Origin of the sequence: Pseudomonas frederiksbergensis, assembly GCF_000802155.2 — a bacterium.
Classification (GTDB): Bacteria; Pseudomonadota; Gammaproteobacteria; order Pseudomonadales; family Pseudomonadaceae; genus Aquipseudomonas; species Aquipseudomonas frederiksbergensis_A.
The window spans coordinates 28,337-48,993 of record NZ_JQGJ02000004.1 but is presented as its reverse complement, the minus strand read 5'-3'; the positions used below and the strand labels follow the sequence as shown (position 1 = coordinate 48,993).

The following is a 20,657-nucleotide window of genomic DNA, read 5'->3' as shown; positions in this document are numbered from 1 at the left end:
GACGCCATTGCACAAAAGGACTTGGCTTTTTGAACTTAGCGAGAAGGCGAATCCAATAACTTTTGAAGATACTGACCATATCCGGTTTTCTTTAAAGCTCCGGCTTGCATACCCAACTGCTCCGCAGTGATCCAAGCATTGTGGTAAGCGATCTCCTCCAGACACGCCACCTTCAAGCCCTGACGCTGCTCAATGGTATGCACAAAGTGGCTAGCTTCCAATAACGAATCATGAGTGCCAGTGTCCAGCCAGGCAAAACCGCGTCCCAGTATCTCGACGCTCAAGGTTTGCTGCTCAAGGTAGGCTCGGTTGACATCAGTAATTTCCAGTTCACCGCGCTCGGAGGGCTTGATGTTCTTCGCTATTTCGACTACTTGATTGTCATAAAAATATAAGCCAGTCACCGCGTAGTTAGATTTCGGCCGCAGCGGCTTCTCTTCTATGCTCAGGGCTTTTCCTGTGCCGTCGAACTCAACCACTCCGAAACGCTCCGGGTCAGATACGTGGTAACCGAATACCGTTGCGCCGTGCTCTTGCTCACTGGCTGAGCGCAAGTTATCCGAGAAGTGCTGACCGTAAAAAATATTATCGCCCAAAATCAGACAGCAAGGATCCTTCCCGATAAACTCTTCGCCGATAATGAACGCCTGGGCGAGACCATCCGGGCTGGGTTGCTCGGCATAAGTCAGCTTGATGCCATACCTGCTGCCGTCACCGAGCAGTTTTTTAAAGCAGGGTAAATCTTCCGGCGTGGAGATAATCAGGATTTCGCGCATGCCGGCGAGCATGAGCACCGAAAGCGGATAGAAGATCATCGGCTTGTCGTAGATAGGCAGCATCTGCTTGGAGACGCCAAGGGTCAATGGGTGCAGTCGAGTGCCCGAGCCACCTGCCAGAATGATGCCTTTACGGTTTGTCGTGGTCATTTATTCAGAATTTCCCTAAGCATTCGGGTTACGCCACTTTGCCAGTCCGGCAAGTGTAGTGAAAAATTGACGCGCAACTTCTGCGTATTCAAACGTGAATTCAATGGGCGTTGCGCAGGCGTAGGATAGGCGCTTGTATTGATCGGATTGATGGTGCTCACCGCAAGCACCTCACCGTTGGTCTTGGCGAAATTAATGACATGGCTGGCGTAGCCATGCCATGACACTTCACCGGCCGCCGCCAGGTGGTAAAGACCCGCAAGCTCAGGACGCTTAATAACCTGGTGAATGACGAGAGCCGTAACATCTGCGATCAGATCCGCCCCGGTAGGTGCGCCGATCTGATCCGCAATAACATTTAAAGTTTCACGATCCGCCGCTAGCCGAAGCATGGTTTTCGCGAAATTATTGCCGCGCGCGCCATAAACCCAACTGGTACGAAAAATCAGGTAGCGGCAACCGGATGCGATAATCGCCTGTTCACCCGCCAGCTTGCTCGCGCCGTACCGATTGATCGGTGCGACCGCATCAGTTTCTTGCCAAGCCTCCGTACCTTCGCCGTTAAAGACATAATCGGTTGAATAGTGAATGAGCCATGCGCCGAGAGACGCGGCTTCCTCGGCCATGACCTGGCTAGCCTGGGCATTTACCCGCTCTGCCAGTTCAGCTTCGGACTCGGCTTTATCCACGGCCGTATAGGCCGCTGCGTTGACGATAATATCAGGGCCGATCTGACGGATCGTTGCACGCAGAGCTTGAAGGTCCGACAGATCGCCGCTTAAGCCTCCGACCGGATGCCGGTCAAGGGCAATCAACTCACCCAGCGGTGCAAGGGAACGTTGCAGCTCCCAACCCACCTGCCCATTCTTACCCAGAAGAAGGATCTTCATGCCTTGCCCGAACGATCCGTGTAGTTCTGATCGATCCACTGCTGGTAGCTGCCGCTCTTCACATGAGCGACCCACTCGATATTGTTGAGGTACCACTCAACGGTTTTCCGTATACCGGTTTCGAACGTTTCTTGCGGCGCCCAACCAAGCTCACGCTGAATCTTGCTGGCATCAATCGCATAACGCTGATCGTGACCGGGACGATCTTGCACATAGGTGATCAAGCTTGAGTGTGGACGGTGAGCGGAGTCTGGACGCAATTCATCGAGTAATGCACACAGCGCGTGCACAACTTCGATGTTCTGTTTTTCGTTATGACCGCCGATATTGTAGGTCTCTCCGATAACGCCTTCCGTCACGACCTTATAAAGTGCGCGAGCGTGATCTTCGACGTAGAGCCAGTCGCGAACTTGGTTACCCTTACCGTAGACCGGCAGAGGCTTACCTTCCAGGGCGTTGAGGATGATCAGCGGGATCAGCTTTTCGGGAAAATGGCACGGGCCATAATTATTCGAACAATTGGTTACCAGGGTTGGCAGACCATAGGTTCTGGCCCAGGCACGAACAAGATGATCGGAACTGGCCTTACTGGCGGAATACGGTGAGCTTGGCTGGTATGGCGTGGTTTCGGTGAAGAGATCTTCCGGCCCATCCAGATCGCCGTACACTTCATCTGTCGAAATGTGGTGGAAGCGAAAGCTGGATTTACGCTCACCACTCAACGCGGACCAATAATGGCGTGCCGCTTCCAACAAGGTGTAGGTGCCGATAATGTTGGTCTGGATGAATTCCGATGGTCCGGAGATGGAGCGATCAACATGGGATTCTGCCGCCAGATGCATGATCGCATCCGGCTGATGCTCACGCAGGACGCGGTCTATTTCGGCGCGATCACAAATGTCGACCCGCTCGAATGCATAACGCGAGTCTTGGCTGACTTCCGCCAAAGACTCCAAATTGCCGGCGTAGGTAAGTTTGTCGACATTGATTACGGAATCAGTCGTGTTGGAAATAATATGGCGAATGACTGCTGAGCCAATAAACCCGGCGCCGCCGGTGACTAGAATTTTCACGCGAAATCATACCCTTGAGCTGTCGACAGACCGCCAATCAAGCGTCGTCTGATCCATCCATATGAAGTCATCGCTCGGGCGACGCCTCGTCACTTTTACTCGAGCAGGCGGAAGCCGTGCGCGGTCAAGGGACGCATTTTACAGGTAAATGAATGATTTACTAACGGATATAGACTGATCGGTTCTGATTCAAGCGTAGGAATTCTCTACTACCACTATGCAAGACGCCTACGCGACGGTCGTTTCACTAGCCGCAGAAGAAGCCAGCCCAACAGCGGCCCCATCAACATCCCGACCAGCAATGCAGCTACCGCTATTACCGACACAGGCAACTGCGGCCCAGCCCATCCCAGGAACAACAGGGAGACCTGCTGCTGATTTTCCAATACAAAGGCGAGCACAGCCAAAATTACCAGTAGGACAATCACGGCAAGCAGAACACGCTTCAGATTACGCACGACCCATTCCTTTTCTGACGAAGGTCAAACGCCCTCCTCCTCTTCGTTAACGCGATCTCGCAGCTCCTTACCCGGCTTGAAATGCGGAACGAATTTACCGTCCAGGCTCACGGATTGGCCGGTTTTTGGATTGCGACCTACACGCGGCGCCCGGTAATGAAGGGAGAAGCTGCCAAACCCACGGATCTCGATTCGATCGCCCGTGGCAAGGCACTGGGACATTTGCTCAAGCATGGTCTTGATGGCCAGCTCCACATCCTTGGATGAGAGTAGCCCTTGATGGGTAACAATTCGTTCGATCAACTCCGACTTCGTCATGTTTTTCCCTTCTTTTTCAAGCAGCTAGGAAAATCGCTTCAAAGGTTTTAGCATGACCGGAAGGATTTGAACAGTCTGTCTATTGACATATCTTCGCCATCTCGCCTCTGCCCCGTTTTCGGGCACAAGGACAGCTGGACGCTGGTCCCCCTCAGCGACAGATAACCAGCATCGTTCGCGTCAGGTATCCGGCTGGATTAAAACCGAAGGGATAGACATCCTCATCCTTGGCGTCATCAGACCGGGTAATGATTTTGTACCCTGCCCCCTTGCACTCTTTCGCAGCTCGTTTGTGGCACTTCTCCCAACCCGACCCCAGACCGGAGCAATCCACCTGTATCCCGCTAACACCGCGTACAGCACGCGTTTTGGCGTGAGTGGTACAGCCTGCTAACGCCAGCGCAACCGCCATGATAAAAATAAACTTTTTCATTCATTTCCTTAGGCTGGAATGGATCGAACGCCCTACCACCTTGCTTCAACCACTATAAATGAATTAACAAACCGATCCTGTTACAGAAACAGACACCTTATTGCAGCGAATGGTTTCGCTTCCATCATCGCCTCCGCTGTAGCACCCTGAAATCACGGCCAGCTTGCATAATCGCCGATTCCGCACTAACTGGTGGACTCCAACCGAGCAGATCTCGCGCTTTATCGGTGTCGACCTGCAAAGATCCGCAGAGCTGCTCAAACGCGCCTCGCATACCAACAGCGCGAGCACACCATCGCATGAAAATGGGTGCCACAGGGAGCATGAGGACCCGCTTCCCCATCCCCCCTGCCAGCAACTCAACGATTTGAGCCGTGGAGAAGTCGACCCCATCAGAGACTAGAAATGTCTCGTTAACGGCTCGTGGATGATCAATGCAAAGACTTATGAAATTCACCAAGTTGTCTAATGAAATCATGCTGCGGCGATTTTTAACCGCAGCGAAAGGCATTGGTAGGCCCGTGGAGACCAATTTCATCAGTCGACGAAAATTTCCTCGAGCGTGGCCGGCATAGACCAGCGGCGGCCGAATGATGACCAGCTCCATGTCGGAGCCTCTCAGCAACTCGATAAGCGCCTGTTCGGCCTCCCATTTGGATATCGCATAGTCAGCCGCGGGAGCTGGGATGGATTCCTCATTAAACGGCGCACCGTTCGTACAGGGGCCGTTGACGCCAATTGAGCTGATGAAAACAAAGCGCCTCACACCGCGGGCGAGCGCCTCGCGAGCAAGACTCAGCGTGAACTCAACGTTGTCGGCTCGATATAGATCGATGGGCGAGCTTGATGATTCTTTCAGCACATGTGCGCGACCGGCGAGGTGCACCACGGTAGCAACATCTCCAGGCAAAGGATCCGCACCAATAACTAGCTGCGTCACAGCATTGGGTATATCCAGACTTTGCCGTCGAACCAGAGCGACGAGCTCCAGATCCCTTCGCGGCAGGAGATAGTGTAGAAGCTCACAACCAATGAAGCCTGTCGCCCCAGTGATCAATATTTTTTTTGAGACTGCCAAGAAAACCGCTCCAGGGATCAGTGGGCTTATTCATCATTCAGAGAGCTGAATCGTAACCTGTGGCCGCTTCGCAGCCCAACGGGAGCTTACCCATATCCTTATCCGGGCGCTCGCCAAATCACACCCACAAAAAAGGGCGACCGAAGTCGCCCTTTTTCATGGTCTGACAGAACTCAGTTCTGCTTTTCCATCTGTGCACGCAGCAGGTCGCCCAGAGTGGTAGGACCAGCAGCAATGTCAGTGGCTGGCTTGTCGCGCAGGCTCTGGATTGCTTCTTTCTCTTCAGCGTCGTCTTTCGACTTGATGGAGAGCTGGATTACGCGGCTCTTGCGGTCAACGCTGATGATCTTGGCTTCAACTTCTTCGCCTTCCTTCAGGACGTTGCGCGCGTCTTCAACGCGGTCACGGCTGATTTCGGAGGCTTTCAGAGTCGCTTCGATATCGTCGGCCAGGGTGATGATGGCGCCTTTGGCGTCAACTTCTTTCACGATGCCCTTAACGATTGCGCCTTTGTCGTTCTCTTGGACGTACTCGGAGAACGGATCGCTTTCCAGTTGCTTGATACCCAGGGAGATGCGCTCGCGCTCTGGGTCAACCGACAGGATAACGGTGTCCAGCTCGTCGCCCTTCTTGAAGCGGCGTACGGCTTCTTCGCCCACTTCGTTCCAGGAGATGTCGGACAGGTGAACCAGGCCGTCGATGCCACCATCCAGACCAATGAAGATACCGAAATCGGTGATCGACTTGATGGTGCCGGAGATCTTATCGCCCTTGTTGAACTGGCCAGAGAAGTCTTCCCATGGGTTGGACTTGCACTGCTTGATGCCGAGGGAGATACGACGACGCTCTTCGTCGATGTCCAGGACCATGACTTCCACTTCGTCGCCGACTTGTACGACTTTCGAAGGGTGGATGTTCTTGTTGGTCCAGTCCATTTCGGAAACGTGTACCAGGCCTTCAACGCCTTCTTCCAGCTCAGCGAAGCAGCCGTAGTCGGTGAGGTTGGTAACACGAGCGGTGACGCGGGTGCCTTCTGGGTAACGGGCTTTGATAGCGACCCATGGATCTTCACCCAGTTGCTTGAGGCCCAGGGAAACACGATTGCGCTCGCGATCGTACTTCAGAACCTTGACATCGATCTCGTCGCCAACGTTGACGATTTCCGAAGGATGCTTGATACGCTTCCAGGCCATGTCGGTGATGTGCAGCAGGCCATCGACGCCACCCAGATCGACGAATGCGCCGTAATCGGTGAGGTTCTTGACGATACCCTTGACCTGCTGGCCTTCCTGCAGCGATTCCAGCAGAGCTTCACGCTCGGCGGAGTTCTCGGCTTCCAGGACACTGCGACGGGAAACGACAACGTTGTTGCGCTTCTGGTCCAGCTTGATGACCTTGAATTCCAGCTCTTTGCCTTCCAGGTGCGTGGTGTCGCGCACTGGACGGACGTCAACCAGGGAACCTGGCAGGAACGCACGGATGCCGTTAACGTCGACAGTGAAGCCGCCCTTAACCTTACCGTTGATAACGCCCTTGACCACTTCCTCAGCTGCGAAGGCCGCTTCCAGAACGATCCAGCATTCAGCGCGCTTGGCTTTTTCACGGGACAGCTTGGTTTCACCGAAGCCATCTTCAACCGAATCCAACGCCACGTGAACTTCGTCACCAACGTTGATGTTCAGTTCGCCAGCGTCGTTGTAGAACTGCTCAAGCGGGATCAGCGCTTCAGACTTCAGACCAGCGTGTACGGTTACCCAGCGAGCCTGGTAATCGATATCAACGATAACGCCGGTGATGATGGAGCCTGCCTGAAGGTTCAGGGTTTTCAAGCTTTCTTCAAAGAGTTCCGCAAAGCTTTCGCTCATTTTAATTCCTGTTGATTAGGGCGAAGTAAACGCCCATCTCCACACCCCAGACGATGTGGGTTAGTTTCATATATAAGAAGCACCGCAGGACTATGACTGGTCCCCTGCGGAGCTTCCTGGTCACCCGGCGATATCGCGAAGCGCGATCTCGCTCATGATGCGTTGCAACACCTGGTCGATGGACAACTCCGTGGAATCCAGCTGTATCGCATCGGCCGCCGGCTTTAGCGGGGCCACTGCGCGCTGGGTATCACGCTCGTCGCGTGCACGGATCTCATCTAGCAGACTCGACAGACTAACATCCTCGCCTTTGCCCTTCAACTGCAAATATCGGCGGCGCGCCCGCTCCTCGGCGCTGGCGGTGAGGAAAATCTTCAGCGGGGCATCGGTGAACACCACCGTACCCATGTCCCGGCCATCCGCCACCAGTCCCGGCGGTTCCTGGAAAGCCCGTTGGCGCTGGAGCAATGCTTCGCGCACCGCCGGCAGCGCGGCGACCTGGGAAGCCCCGGCACCCACGCTTTCGGTACGGATGACGTCACTGACTTCGTCGCCTTCGAGGATGATCCGCTGCAGTTGGCCATCGGTGGCCGCGATAAATTGCACGTCCAGATGCGCGGCCAATGCCTTGAGCAGCTCTTCGTTGGTCAGGTCGACGCCATGGTTGGCGGCGGCGAAGGCCAGCAAGCGATAAAGAGCACCGGAATCGAGCAGATTCCAGCCCAGTTGCTTGGCCAGCATGCCGGCGATGGTGCCTTTGCCTGATCCGCTTGGGCCATCGATGGTGATGACCGGTGCCTTGATGTTCACGACTGTGCCTCTTGTGCGACTCGAATACCGACCTGCGCGCACAGCGCCAGGAAGTTCGGGAACGACGTGGCGACGTTGGCGCAATCATGGATGCGGATCGGCGCACTGGCGCGCAGGGACGCAACACTGAATGCCATGGCGATACGGTGGTCGCCATGCCCATGGACTTCGCCGCCGCCAATCTGGCCGCCGTCGATGATGATGCCATCCGGCGTCGGTTCACATTTGACGCCGAGCGCCAGCAGGCCATCCGCCATCACCTGGATGCGGTCCGATTCCTTGACCCGCAGCTCTTCGGCACCGGTCAGCACGGTGCGGCCTTCCGCGCAGGCAGCCGCGACGAACAGCACCGGGAACTCGTCGATCGCCAGGGGAACCAGCGCTTGCGGAATCTCGATGCCCTTGAGTTTAGCCGCTCGCACGCGCAAGTCCGCAACCGGCTCGCCGCCCACTTCCCGCTGGTTTTCCAGGGTGATGTCGGCGCCCATCAGCCGCAGGATGTCGATCACGCCGGTACGGGTCGGGTTGATGCCGACGTGCTCGAGCACCAGGTCGGAGCCTTCGGCGATCGAGGCCGCCACCAGGAAGAACGCCGACGAGGAGATATCCCCTGGCACTTCGATGTGGGTCGCCGTGAGCTTGTTGCCGGACTCAACGGACGCCGTGGCGCCGTCGACCGTGACCGGGTAACCGAAGCCGCGAAGCATGCGCTCGGTGTGGTCGCGGGTCGGGGCAGGCTCGGTGACGGTGGTCTTGCCTTCGGCGTAGAGACCCGCCAGCAGCAGGCAGGACTTCACCTGGGCGCTGGCCATCGGCATGGTGTAGGTCAGGCCCTTGAGCTTGTTGCCACCGCGAATGGTCATCGGCGGACGACCTTCAGCGGCGGTCTCGATCACCGCGCCCATTTCCCGCAACGGGTTGGCGACACGGTTCATCGGACGCTTGGACAGCGAGGCATCGCCAGTCAAGGTGCTGTCGAAGTCCTGGGCAGCCAGCAGGCCGGACAACAGGCGCATCGAGGTGCCGGAGTTGCCGAGGTAGATCGGCCCCGGCGCTGGCTTGAGGCCGTGCAGGCCAACACCATGGATCGTCACGCGGCCGTGGTGCGGGCCTTCGATGACCACGCCCATGTCGCGGAACGCTTGCAGCGTTGCCAGGGCGTCTTCGCCCTCGAGGAAACCTTCCACTTCGGTCACGCCTTCGGCCAACGAGCCGAGCATGATCGAGCGGTGGGAAATCGATTTATCGCCCGGTACACGAATCCGCCCACTGAGGGAGCCACCAGGTTGTGCCAGGAAAATCAGATCGTTGGAGTTCATAGCGTCCACATAGGCCCGACGGGCCAGGATTTTACTGAAATGCTCGCGGGCCACCCTGGCGCGTGTGAAAACGCCCAGCAATTGGTGCCCGTCCCCTGCATCGACCGCGTCGCGCAAGGCGTCGAGGTCGCTGCGAAATGTATCGAGTGTGCGCAGGACAGCTTCGCGGTTGGCGAGGAAGATGTCGTGCCACATGACCGGGTCGCTACCCGCGATTCTCGTGAAATCGCGGAAACCGCCGGCAGCGTAACGGAAGATCTCAAGATTTTCATTGCGTTTGGCCAATGAGTCCACCAGGCCGAACGCCAGCAGGTGCGGCAAATGGCTGGTGGCAGCCAATACTTCGTCATGTCGCTGGACTTGCATGTGCTCGACATCGGCACCCAGCTCGCGCCACAGGCGATCCACCACCGCCAGCGCCGCAGGGTCCGTCTGGTCCAACGGCGTCAGGATGACTTTGTGACGACGGAACAGCTCGGCGTTGGACGCCTCTACCCCGCTCTGCTCGGAGCCGGCGATCGGGTGACCCGGGACGAAACGCGCCGGCATGCCGCCAAACGCTTCGGTCGCCGCCCGCACCACATTACCCTTGGCGCTGCCGACATCCGTGAGAATCGCCTGCCCGAGGTCCATGCCGGCCAACCGGGCCAGCAGTTTCTCCATCGCCAGGATCGGCACCGCCAGCTGGATGACGTCCGCGCCCTGGCAAGCGACCAGCAAGTCGTCTTCACAGCGGTCCACCACGCCCAGCTCTACCGCCAGCTTGCGCGATTGCGGATCAAGATCGACGCCGACGACTTCCCGGCACAGCCCGCTTTCACGCAGGCCCTTGGCGAACGAACCACCGATCAACCCCAGGCCGACCACCACCAGGCGACCGATCATAGGTGCCGCAGGTTGCAGCGAGGTGACATCAACCACGAGCCAGGACCTTGCTCAACGCCTCCAGGAAACGGCTGTTTTCCGCCGGCAGGCCAACGGTGACCCGCAGGTGATTCGGCATGCCGTAGTTGGCCACCGGACGGACGATCACGCCTTCGCGCAGCAATCCCTGATAGACCGGCGCAGCGACGCGACCTACGTCCACACAAATGAAATTGCCCTTGGAAGGAATCCAGCCCAGCCCCAACTCACGCAAGCCTGCTTCCAACTGCTGCATACCGGCTTCGTTCAAGCGACGGCTCTCAGCCAGGTAGGCTTCATCCTGCAATGCGGCGCATGCGGCAGCCAGGGCGAAGCTGTTGACGTTGAACGGTTGGCGCACACGGTTCAACACATCGGCCACCACCGCGGTGGACAAACCGTAGCCGACCCGCAGCGACGCCAAGCCATAGGCCTTGGAGAAGGTTCGAGACACCAGCAGGTTCGGGTAGGCCGCGAGGAAATCCAGGCCATCGGGCAAGTCGCTGCCCTCGGCGTATTCGATGTAGGCCTCGTCCAGCACCACCAGCACGTGCTCGGGCACGTCTTGCAGGAAGTCGTCCAGGGCCTGGGCGTCGAACCAGGTACCGGTCGGGTTGTTCGGGTTGGCGATGAAGACCACGCGGGTGTTGGCGTCGATGGCGGCCAGCATGGCCGGCAGATCGTGCCCCCAATCCTTGGCGGGGACGACATGGGCGTCCGCGCCCACGGCCTGGGTCGCGATCGGGTAGACCGCGAATGCGTGCTCGCTGAACACGGCATTGAGGCCCGGCGCCAGGTACGCACGGGCAACCAGTTCGAGAATGTCGTTGGAACCGTTGCCCAGGGTCACTTGGTTCAGGTCGACGCCGCAGCGCTCGGCCAGCAGGCTTTTCAGCGCAAAACCATTACCGTCGGGATAACGGGTCAGCTCGGCCAACTCGTCGCGGATCGCCGCGAGCGCCTTGGGGCTCGCGCCCAACGGGTTTTCGTTGCTCGCCAACTTGACGATGCTGGCTGGGTCCAGATCCAGCTCGCGAGCCAGTTCGTCCACAGGCTTGCCCGGAACGTAAGGCGAGAGTTGTTGCACGCCTGGCTGGGCCAGGGCGAGGAAGTTGCCACTCATTTGCTATCCGCCCTTAAAGAACTGCCTTGGGGTAGGAACCCAGCACCTTGAGTGCCACTGCTTCCTGACTGATTTTCTCCAGCACACCTTTCACCAGCGGGTCGCGGTGGTGGCCGACGAAATCGATGAAGAACACGTAGGTCCATTTACCGCTGCGCGACGGACGGGTCTCGATGCGCGTCAGATCGATGCCGTTGTCGTGGAACGGCACCAACAGCTCATGGAGCGCGCCGGGCTTGTTGCTCATGGAAACGATGATCGAGGTCTTGTCGTCGCCGGTTGGCGGAACCTCCTGGCTGCCGATCATCAGGAACCGCGTGGAGTTGTCCGGACGGTCCTCGATCTTCTCGGCCAGGCGCGTCAAGCCGTAGAGGCCTGCCGCCATGTCACCGGCGATGGCCGCCGAGTTCCACTCACCCTTGACTCGCTTGGCCGCCTCGGCGTTGCTCGAGACTGCAACGCGCTCGACGTTCGGGTAATGGGCGTCCAGCCACTTGCGGCACTGGGCCAGGGACTGGGCGTGGGAATAGATCCGGCTGATGCTGTCGGTCTTGGTGTTCTCGCCCACCAGCAGGTGGTGGTGGATGCGCAGCTCGACTTCGCCGCAGATCACCATGTCATGCTCGAGGAAGCTGTCCAGCGTGTGGTTGACCGCGCCTTCGGTGGAGTTTTCCACCGGTACCACGCCGAAATTCACCGCGCCGGCCGCCACTTCGCGGAACACTTCATCGATGGCCGCCATCGGCTTGCTGATCACCGCGTGACCGAAGTGCTTCATGGCCGCTGCCTGGGTGAAGGTGCCCTCCGGGCCCAGGTAAGCGACTTTCAACGGCTGTTCGAGGGCCAGGCATGAAGACATGATCTCGCGGAACAAGCGCGCCATTTCTTCGTTGCCCAGCGGCCCCTTGTTGCGCTCCATGACACGCTTGAGCACCTGGGCTTCGCGTTCTGGGCGATAGAACACCGGCACTTCGCCTTCAGCCAAAGAGGCCATTTTTACCCGGGCGACTTCCTGGGCACAGCGCGCGCGCTCGCTGATCAGCTCCAGGACTTTTTCGTCCAGGGCGTCGATGCGCAGGCGCAGCGCCTTGAGTTCTTGCTCAGACATCAGCCGCGCTCCTTCTCGAACTCCGCCATGTAGGCGACCAGCGCATTGACAGCGTTGATGTCCACGGCGTTGTAGATGGAGGCACGCATGCCACCAACCGAACGGTGCCCCTTGAGGTTGAGCAGGCCACGTTCGTCGGCGCCGGCCAGGAATGGCTTGTCGAGACGATCGTCGGCCAGGCGGAACGGCACGTTCATCCAAGAACGATCCGACTTGTTGATCGGATTGCTGTAGAGGCCGCTGGCGTCGATGAAGTCGTACAGCGTGCGCTGCTTCACTTCGTTGAGCTTACCGATGGCCTCGACACCGCCCTGCTCCTTCAGCCACTCGAACACCAGGCCGGAGAGGTACCAGGCCAAGGTCGGCGGCGTGTTGTACATCGAGCCGTTATCGGCCGCGACCTTGTAGTTGAGCATGGTCGGGCACAGGGAACGGGCACGACCGAGCAGGTCTTCGCGAATGATCGCGACCAGGATGCCGCTCGGGCCGATGTTTTTCTGGGCACCGGCGTAGATCATGCCGAAACGGGAGATGTCCACCGGTCGCGAGAGAATGTCCGAGGACATGTCGGCCACCAGCGGCACGTCACCTGTTTCCGGGATCCAGTTGAATTCCAGGCCACCAATGGTTTCGTTCGGTGCGTAATGCACATAGGCCGCGTCCTTGGACAGGTTCCACTCGTTCTGGCCGGGAATCGCGAAGTAGTCGTAGGGCTTGGCGGTGGCCGCGACGTTGACGTGACCGTAGCGCGACGCTTCTTCGATGGCTTTCTGCGACCAGATGCCGGTGTCGATGTAGTCGGCCTTGCCGCTTTCCGGCAGCAGGTTCAGCGGAATCTGGGCGAACTGCTGGCTGGCGCCGCCCTGCAGGAACAGCACTTTATAGTTGGACGGGATGTTCAGCAGATCACGCAAATCCTGCTCGGCCTTGGTGGCAATGGACACGAACTCATCGCTGCGATGGCTCATCTCCATGACGGACAGGCCCTTGCCGTGCCAGTCGAGAAGTTCACCTTGGGCACGCTTCAGGACCGCTTCAGGAAGCGCCGCCGGGCCGGCACAGAAGTTATAGGCTCTCTTGCTCACATCCAATCTCGCTCTGATCTGGTGGTCACTTAAATCTTTTTTGCAAATTTTCAAACGGAACAAACAACGAGGGGGCGAATCTTCATCCGCCCCCTCGTGTGTCCGCTTAGTCCTGCGGTTCTTCTTCGTCTGCGGCAGCGTCGAGTGGTTGGTCGCCGACGGCATCGTCGACATCGGCACCGAGGGTACCGTCGAACGCCACGCCGTCCTCGTCTTCCAACTCTTCGCCTTCGACTTCCGAAGGTTCCTGGACGCGCTCAAGGCCGACCAGTTTTTCGTCCTTGGCAAGCTTGATCAACGTCACGCCCTGGGTGTTACGCCCCAGGCTGGAGACTTCGTCGACCCGTGTGCGCACCAGCGTGCCTTGGTCGGAGATCAACATGATCTCCTCGCCGTCGAGTACCTGCACGGCACCGACCAGGCGGCCGTTACGCTCGTTGCTGACCATGGCAATCACGCCCTGGCCGCCGCGCTTGTACTCGGGGAACTCGCTGATGGCGGTACGCTTGCCGTAGCCACGCTCGGAAGCGGTGAGGATCTGGCTGCCTTCTTCCGGGATCAGCATGGAAATCAGCTTCTGCCCTTCCGGCAGGCGCATGCCGCGTACACCGCGGGCAGTACGGCCCATGGCGCGGACGTCGGATTCCTTGAAGCGCGTGACCTTGCCGCCGTCGGAGAACAGCATGACTTCACGCTCGCCGTCGGTGATAGCCGCGGAAATCAGCACGTCGCCTTCGTCCAGCTCCAGGGCGATCAGGCCAACGCTGCGCTGGCGGCTGAAGGATTCCAGCGGGGTCTTCTTCACGGTGCCGTTGGCGGTGGCCATGAAGATGTAGTGACCTTCGGTGTATTCCTCCACCGGCAACATGGTGGTGATGTATTCACCCTCATCCAGCGGCAACAGGTTGACCAACGGACGGCCACGGGCAGCGCGGGATGCTTCGGGGATTTCGTAGGTCTTGAGCCAGTACACCTTGCCCTTGCTGGAGAACAGCAGCAGCGTGGTGTGACTGTTGGCGACCAGCAGGTGAGCGATGTAATCCTCGTCCTTGACGCCGGTAGCCGACTTGCCTTTGCCGCCGCGACGCTGGGCCTGGTAGGCCGCCAGCGGCTGGGTCTTGGCGTAGCCGCCGTGGGAAATGGTCACCACGCGCTCTTCTTCCGGGATCATGTCACCCAGGGTCAGGTCCAGGCGCGCATCGAGGATCTCGGTGCGGCGCACGTCGCCGTATTCGGCGCGGATCACTTCCAGCTCTTCGCGGATCACTTCCATCAGGCGCGTGGCGCTGTTGAGGATGCGGATCAGCTCGCCGATCTGGTTGAGGATTTCCTGGTACTCGGCCAGCAGCTTCTCGTGCTCCAGACCGGTCAGGCGGTGCAGGCGCAGTTCAAGGATGGCTTGCGCCTGCTCCGGGGACAGGAAGTACTTGCCTTCGCGCAGGCCGTATTGCGGATCGAGGTTTTCCGGACGGCACGAATCGGCACCGGCGCGTTCGACCATCGCCACTACCGCGCTGGATTCCCAAGGGGTGCTGACCAGCGCTTCCTTGGCTTCCGACGGCGTTGGCGAGGCCTTGATCAAGGCGATCACCGGGTCGATGTTCGACAGGGCAACGGCCTGGCCTTCGAGGATATGACCCCGCTCGCGAGCCTTGCGCAGCTCGAACACGGTACGACGGGTCACCACTTCGCGACGGTGACGGACGAAGGCTTCCAGCAGGTCCTTGAGGTTCAGGATCCGCGGACGGCCATCGATCAACGCGACGATGTTGATGCCGAACACGCTCTGCAGCTGGGTCTGGGCGTAGAGGTTGTTGAGGATCACCTCAGGCACTTCGCCACGGCGCAGTTCGATCACAACGCGCATGCCGTCCTTGTCGGACTCGTCACGCAGCTCGGTGATGCCTTCGAGCTTCTTCTCCTTCACCAGCTCGGCGATCTTCTCGATCAGGCGAGCCTTGTTCAGCTGGTACGGCAGCTCGGTGATGACGATCTGCTGGCGACCGCCGACCTTGTCGATGTCTTCGACGGTGGAGCGCGCGCGCATGTAAATGCGGCCACGGCCGGTGCGGTAGGCTTCGATGATGCCGGCGCGACCGTTGATGATCGCGGCGGTCGGGAAGTCCGGGCCGGGAATGTATTGCATCAGTTCATCGACGGACAGCTCTGGATTGTCGATGAGGGCCAGGCAACCGTCGATGACTTCACCGAGGTTGTGCGGCGGGATGTTGGTCGCCATGCCCACGGCGATACCGCTGGAGCCGTTGACGAGCAGGTTCGGGATGCGGGTCGGCATGACCGCCGGGATCATCTCGGTGCCGTCGTAGTTCGGCACCCAATCCACGGTTTCCTTGTGCAGGTCGGCCAGCAGTTCGTGGGCCAGCTTGGTCATGCGCACTTCGGTGTATCGCATGGCGGCGGCGTTGTCGCCGTCCACCGAACCGAAGTTGCCCTGGCCGTCTACCAGCAGGTAGCGCAGGGAGAACGGCTGCGCCATACGAACGATGGTGTCATACACGGCAGTGTCGCCGTGGGGGTGATACTTACCGATCACGTCGCCGACAACACGGGCGGATTTCTTGTACGGCTTGTTGAAGTCGTTGCCCAGCTCGCTCATCGCGAACAGCACGCGGCGGTGCACGGGCTTCAAGCCATCGCGCGCATCCGGCAGCGCCCGCCCGACGATTACGCTCATTGCGTAGTCGAGGTAGGACTGTTTCAGCTCGTCTTCGATATTGACCGGGAGGATTTCTTTGGCCAGTTCGCCCATGAGAAGCCTGATTCCTTTTTCTGGTGAAACCTCGTCACATCCAGATGGGACGAACGAAGCTCGCCGCTGCAGGACAGATGCCGTGCAGCGACTTACGACAAATCAACGAGTTATGCCATGGATCTGCGCAGTAAAGGCCACCTCGCGAGGCAGCCTTGGAAACCGCCGGATGTTATCACAAGAGCCGCCACGCACCTATCCCCCAGATGCGCATGGTGCGTAGTTAGTTGACCGATGACAGGCTGAAATGGGACGAGAGGGGCTCAGAGGCGCTGGCAATAGAGAATCAGGGGGCAAATGCAAGGTGTTTATGGCCTGTCGACCCCCTCGGCGAGCAAGCCAGCTACCCCACCGGATCCATGTCGCGATCAAATGTGGGAACGGGCCTGCTCGCGAAGGCAATAGACCAGACGACACAACTGATCAATGCAACCGCTTGCGACACATCAACTGCGCCATCTTTGCCGCATCTGGCCGCTCGACGATGCCCTTCTCCGTCACGATCGCATCGATCAGGTCCGCCGGAGTCACATCGAAGACCGGATTGAACGCATCGGCATCCGCCCCGACCCGCTTGCCGCCGACTTCCAGCAACTCGCGACCATCACGCTCTTCGATAGGAATGTCGTCACCGCTGGCCAGGTTCATGTCGATGGTCGAGCTCGGCGCCACCACCATGAAACGCACACCGTGATGCATGGCGCAGACCGCCAGTTGATAGGTGCCGATCTTGTTTGCCACGTCGCCATTGGCGGTGATGCGGTCGGCGCCGACGATCACCCAGGTCACGCCCTTGGTCTTCATGATGTGGGCAGCGGCGGAGTCCGCATTGAGCGTCACCGGAATGCCTTCGTTCGCCAGTTCCCAAGCAGTCAACCGGGAACCTTGCAGCCACGGACGGGTTTCGTCGGCATACACCCGCTCGACCATGCCTTCGATGAACGCCCCGCGAATCACCCCAAGGGCGGTTCCAAAGCCACCGGTAGCCAGGGCGCCGGTGTTGCAATGGGTCAGGATGGCTTGGGCATTGCCTTGGTGCTTGCGGATCAGGTCGACACCGAGCTGCGCCATAGTCAGGTTCGCCTCGCGATCGCTTTCATGGATCGCGATGGCTTCGGCCTCAAGGGCCGCCAGCGGGTCAGCCTGTTCCTTGACGCGCCCCAAGCGGTCGCGCATGCGGTCCAGCGCCCAGAACAGATTGACCGCCGTCGGCCGGGAATCGGCCAGCAGCGCAAAGTCCGCTTCCAGCGCATCTTGCCAGTCACCACCTTCAGCCAACCGCGCCCGCGCCGCCAGCACCACGCCATAGGCGGCACTGATGCCGATCGCCGGCGCGCCACGCACTACCATCGAACGGATCGCCTCGGCCACGCCTGTCGCACTGGTGTAGCCGATCCAGTTTTCCTCGAACGGCAAAACACGCTGATCCAGCAGATAAAGAGCGCCATCGCGCCAATCGATGGCCTTCACCTTCTCCGCAGCCAACAGTCGATCGCGCATCCTTCACCCCGCACTCATGAACAAAAGCCGCCGATTATAGCGATCCCTCCGCGAAGACGCTCGGGTATACTTCGCCATCCTTTATAACCCATGGAACCGTTCCACGATGCCCAAGCCTGCCGTTGCGCTCGACTTATTATTGCTGCCGACCTGGTTGGTGCCTGTCGAACCCGCCGGTGTCGTGCTCAAGGATCATGGTTTGGGCATCCGCGACGGCTGCATCGTGTTCATCGGGCCACGGGCCGAAGCCATGAAGTGCGACGCCACTGAAATCCGCGAACTGCCTGGCATGCTGCTCAGCCCCGGCCTGGTCAACGCCCATGGCCATGCGGCGATGACACTGTTCCGTGGCCTGGCGGACGATCTGCCGCTGATGACCTGGCTTGAACAGCACATCTGGCCCGCCGAGGGCAAATGGGTCGATGAAGATTTCGTCCGCGACGGCACCGACCTGGCGATCGCCGAACAGATCCAGGGCGGGATCACCTGTTTCTCCGACATGTACTTCTACCCCAAGGTTGCCAGCGACCGCGTCCATAACAGCGGCATCCGCGCGCAAATCGCCATCCCCATCCTCGACTTTCCGATACCCGGTGCCGCCAGCGCCGACGAGGCCATTCGTCAGGGCATCGAGCTGTTTGGCGACCTCAAGCATCATCCGCGGATCAAAGTCGCATTCGGCCCCCACGCGCCGTATACCGTGGGCGATGAAAACCTGGAGAAGATCCGGGTGATCGCCGAGGAACTGGACGCGGCCATTCACATGCATGTTCACGAAACCGCCTTCGAAGTGCAGCAGGCTGTGGACAACACCGGGGAGCGGCCGATGGCCCGGCTGGCGCGACTTGGTCTGTTGGGACCGCGCTTCCAGGCGGTGCACATGACCCAGGTCAGCGACGAGGACCAGGCCCTGCTGGTAGAACACAACTGCAGCGTGATCCATTGCCCGGAATCGAATCTGAAGCTGGCGAGCGGTTTCTGCCCGGTGGAACGCCTGTGGCAGGCCGGCGTCAACGTCGCAGTCGGCACCGACGGCGCGGCAAGCAACAACGACTTGGACCTGCTCGGGGAAACGCGCACCGCCGCCCTGCTGGCAAAAGCCGTCGCCGGCTCGGCCACCGCGCTGGATGCCCATCGCGCCCTGCGCATGGCCACGCTCAACGGCGCCCGGGCGCTGGGTATCGAAGCGACGGTCGGCTCACTGGAAGTCGGCAAGGCCGCCGACCTGGTGGCCTTCGACCTGTCGGGCCTGGCGCAACAACCCATCTACGACCCGGTTTCGCAGTTGATCTACGCCACCGGCCGGCATTGCGTCAAACATCTGTGGGTGGGCGGCAAGCCGTTGCTGGAGGACGGTCGCCTGACTCGCATGGACGAGTCGCAACTGACCGCCACGGCCCAGGCCTGGGGCCGCCGGGTGAGCGGCCAGGACGAATAGCACGCCCCTTGAGCCACGGCTCGGGGTCAATGATTTTTCAAGGTTTTTCGAGGATCTGCACATGAGCAACGTCGACCACGCTGAAATTGCCAAATTCGAAGCCCTGGCCCATCGCTGGTGGGACCGCGAGAGCGAATTCAAACCGCTGCACGACATCAACCCGCTGCGGGTCAACTGGATTGACGAACGCGTCAGCCTGGCCGGCAAGAAAGTCCTCGACGTCGGCTGTGGCGGCGGCATCCTCAGCGAAGCCATGGCCTTGCGCGGCGCCACGGTCATGGGCATCGACATGGGCGAGGCGCCGCTGGCGGTTGCGCAATTGCATCAACTGGAGTCCGGTGTCAGCGTGGAATATCGGCAGATCACCGCCGAAGCCCTGGCCGAGGAAATGCCCGGTCAATTCGACGTGGTGACCTGCCTGGAAATGCTCGAGCACGTGCCGGACCCTTCGTCGGTGATCCGCGCCTGCTTCCAGATGGTCAAGCCCGGCGGCCAGGTGTTTTTCTCCACCATCAACCGCAACCCGAAGGCGTATCTGTTTGCCATCATCGGCGCCGAGTACATCATGAAGCTGCTGCCACGCGGCACCCATGACTTCAAGAAATTCATCCGTCCTTCAGAACTGGGCGCCTGGAGCCGCATGGCCGGGCTGACCGTCAAGGACATCATCGGCCTGACCTACAACCCGCTGACCAAGCACTACAAGCTGGCCGCCGACGTTGACGTCAACTACATGATCCAGACCCTGCGCGAGGAATAAGTCGATGCGTCTCAAAGCGGTTCTCTTCGACATGGATGGCACGCTGCTGGACACTGCGCCAGACTTCATCGCCATCTGCCAGGCCATGCGGGCCGACCGTGGCTTGCCGCCGATGAATACCCAGCACATCCGTGACGAAATTTCCGGCGGAGCCCGGGCGATGGTCGCGGTGACGTTCTCGATGGACCCCGAATCACCGGGTTTCGAAGAGCTGCGCCAGGAATTCCTCGACCGTTACCTCAAGGGGTGCGCGGTCCACAGCCATCTGTTCGACGGCATGGCCCAAGTGCTGGCCGACATCGAGGCGGCCAACCTGATCTGGGGCGTGGTCACCAACAAGCCGGTACGTTTTGCCGAGCCGATCATGCAGCAGCTGGGCCTGGCCGAGCGTTCGAAAGTGCTGATCTGCCCTGATCACGTGAAAAACAGCAAGCCTGACCCCGAGCCTCTGATCCTGGCCTGCAAGATGCTCGACCTGGACCCCGCCAGTGTGTTGTTCGTCGGCGATGACCTGCGTGACATCGAGTCCGGCCGCAGCGCCGGCACCAAGACCTGTGCGGTCACCTACGGCTATATCCACCCGGACGACAACCCCAAGCACTGGGGCGCGGATGTGGTGATCGACCACCCGCTGGCCCTGCGCGAAGTGCTGGATAACGCACTGTGCAGTTGCTGAGGTCGGCAGGCTTGCGCCTGTAGATTGCGGCGCATCAGATAACACCCAGGGGGGCGCTTCGCACCCCGGCGGGATAAATCCCCTCGCCACAACTGCGCACCGCCACGCATTGTTTGTTTCTTGA

General features: G+C 59.6%; 18 protein-coding genes. 3 read left to right on the top strand and 15 right to left on the bottom strand.

Features of this window, described 5'->3' with window-relative positions; genetic code table 11:
• Positions 1-35 precede the first annotated feature (35 nt).
• The 15 genes from rfbA to mtnA form a co-directional block, all read right to left on the bottom strand.
• Positions 36-926: a glucose-1-phosphate thymidylyltransferase RfbA gene (gene rfbA / locus JZ00_RS08880; protein WP_039588863.1), complete on the bottom strand. Its 891-nt coding sequence runs from the start codon at positions 924-926 to the stop codon at positions 36-38.
• Entirely contained in the window at positions 923-1,816 is an 894-nt protein-coding gene (gene rfbD, locus JZ00_RS08875; protein ID WP_039588862.1) for a dTDP-4-dehydrorhamnose reductase, read from the bottom strand. The genes rfbA and rfbD overlap by 4 nt, the downstream gene beginning before the upstream one ends.
• Complete coding sequence (gene rfbB, locus JZ00_RS08870; protein ID WP_039588861.1) at positions 1,813-2,889, bottom strand: dTDP-glucose 4,6-dehydratase; 1,077 nt, start codon at positions 2,887-2,889, stop codon at positions 1,813-1,815. The genes rfbD and rfbB overlap by 4 nt, the downstream gene beginning before the upstream one ends.
• A 215-nt stretch (positions 2,890-3,104) precedes the next feature.
• Positions 3,105-3,347, bottom strand: coding sequence for a lipopolysaccharide assembly protein LapA domain-containing protein (locus tag JZ00_RS08865; protein WP_039588860.1), 243 nt, complete (start codon positions 3,345-3,347; stop codon positions 3,105-3,107).
• 24 nt (positions 3,348-3,371) lie between these two features.
• Complete coding sequence (gene ihfB / locus JZ00_RS08860; protein WP_025805547.1) at positions 3,372-3,665, bottom strand: integration host factor subunit beta; 294 nt, start codon at positions 3,663-3,665, stop codon at positions 3,372-3,374.
• 151 nt (positions 3,666-3,816) lie between these two features.
• Positions 3,817-4,098: a lipoprotein gene (locus JZ00_RS08855; protein WP_039588859.1), complete on the bottom strand. Its 282-nt coding sequence runs from the start codon at positions 4,096-4,098 to the stop codon at positions 3,817-3,819.
• 124 nt (positions 4,099-4,222) lie between these two features.
• The gene (locus JZ00_RS08850) at positions 4,223-5,176 is read right to left on the bottom strand and encodes an NAD-dependent epimerase/dehydratase family protein (protein WP_039588858.1); all 954 of its coding nucleotides are present in this window, start codon (positions 5,174-5,176) and stop codon (positions 4,223-4,225) included.
• A gap of 173 nt (positions 5,177-5,349) precedes the next feature.
• Positions 5,350-7,041, bottom strand: coding sequence for a 30S ribosomal protein S1 (rpsA, locus tag JZ00_RS08845; protein WP_030141013.1), 1,692 nt, complete (start codon positions 7,039-7,041; stop codon positions 5,350-5,352).
• A 120-nt stretch (positions 7,042-7,161) separates the two neighbouring features.
• On the bottom strand, positions 7,162-7,851 hold the full coding sequence (gene cmk, locus JZ00_RS08840; protein ID WP_030141014.1) for a (d)CMP kinase: 690 nt from the start codon (positions 7,849-7,851) through the stop codon (positions 7,162-7,164).
• Complete coding sequence (locus JZ00_RS08835) at positions 7,848-10,055, bottom strand: bifunctional prephenate dehydrogenase/3-phosphoshikimate 1-carboxyvinyltransferase (RefSeq protein WP_039589362.1); 2,208 nt, start codon at positions 10,053-10,055, stop codon at positions 7,848-7,850. Before JZ00_RS08835 ends, cmk begins: the two co-directional genes overlap by 4 nt.
• Before the next feature lie 28 nt (positions 10,056-10,083).
• On the bottom strand, positions 10,084-11,196 hold the full coding sequence (gene hisC / locus JZ00_RS08830) for a histidinol-phosphate transaminase (RefSeq protein ID WP_039588857.1): 1,113 nt from the start codon (positions 11,194-11,196) through the stop codon (positions 10,084-10,086).
• 13 nt (positions 11,197-11,209) lie between these two features.
• Positions 11,210-12,304, bottom strand: coding sequence for a prephenate dehydratase (gene pheA / locus JZ00_RS08825; RefSeq protein WP_003199233.1), 1,095 nt, complete (start codon positions 12,302-12,304; stop codon positions 11,210-11,212).
• Positions 12,304-13,389 carry a 3-phosphoserine/phosphohydroxythreonine transaminase gene (gene serC / locus JZ00_RS08820; RefSeq protein ID WP_039588856.1) on the bottom strand — a complete coding sequence of 362 codons (1,086 nt, stop codon included), beginning with the start codon at positions 13,387-13,389 and terminating at the stop codon, positions 12,304-12,306. The genes pheA and serC overlap by 1 nt, the downstream gene beginning before the upstream one ends.
• Before the next feature lie 106 nt (positions 13,390-13,495).
• A complete protein-coding gene (gene gyrA, locus JZ00_RS08815; protein ID WP_039588855.1) occupies positions 13,496-16,159 on the bottom strand; it encodes a DNA gyrase subunit A in 2,664 nt (887 codons plus the stop codon).
• A gap of 423 nt (positions 16,160-16,582) precedes the next feature.
• Entirely contained in the window at positions 16,583-17,659 is a 1,077-nt protein-coding gene (gene mtnA, locus JZ00_RS08810) for an S-methyl-5-thioribose-1-phosphate isomerase (RefSeq protein WP_039588854.1), read from the bottom strand.
• A 106-nt stretch (positions 17,660-17,765) separates the two neighbouring features.
• On the opposite strand from mtnA, the gene JZ00_RS08805 reads away from it, so the two are divergent.
• The 3 genes from JZ00_RS08805 to mupP all read left to right on the top strand — a co-directional run bounded on the left by JZ00_RS08805 (position 17,766) and on the right by mupP (position 20,533).
• Complete coding sequence (locus JZ00_RS08805; protein ID WP_039588853.1) at positions 17,766-19,097, top strand: TRZ/ATZ family hydrolase; 1,332 nt, start codon at positions 17,766-17,768, stop codon at positions 19,095-19,097.
• 61 nt (positions 19,098-19,158) lie between these two features.
• Complete coding sequence (gene ubiG / locus JZ00_RS08800; RefSeq protein ID WP_039588851.1) at positions 19,159-19,857, top strand: bifunctional 2-polyprenyl-6-hydroxyphenol methylase/3-demethylubiquinol 3-O-methyltransferase UbiG; 699 nt, start codon at positions 19,159-19,161, stop codon at positions 19,855-19,857.
• 4 nt (positions 19,858-19,861) lie between these two features.
• Positions 19,862-20,533 (top strand): N-acetylmuramic acid 6-phosphate phosphatase MupP, encoded by a 672-nt coding sequence (gene mupP, locus JZ00_RS08795; RefSeq protein ID WP_039588850.1) that lies wholly within the window; start codon positions 19,862-19,864, stop codon positions 20,531-20,533.
• Positions 20,534-20,657 lie beyond the last annotated feature (124 nt).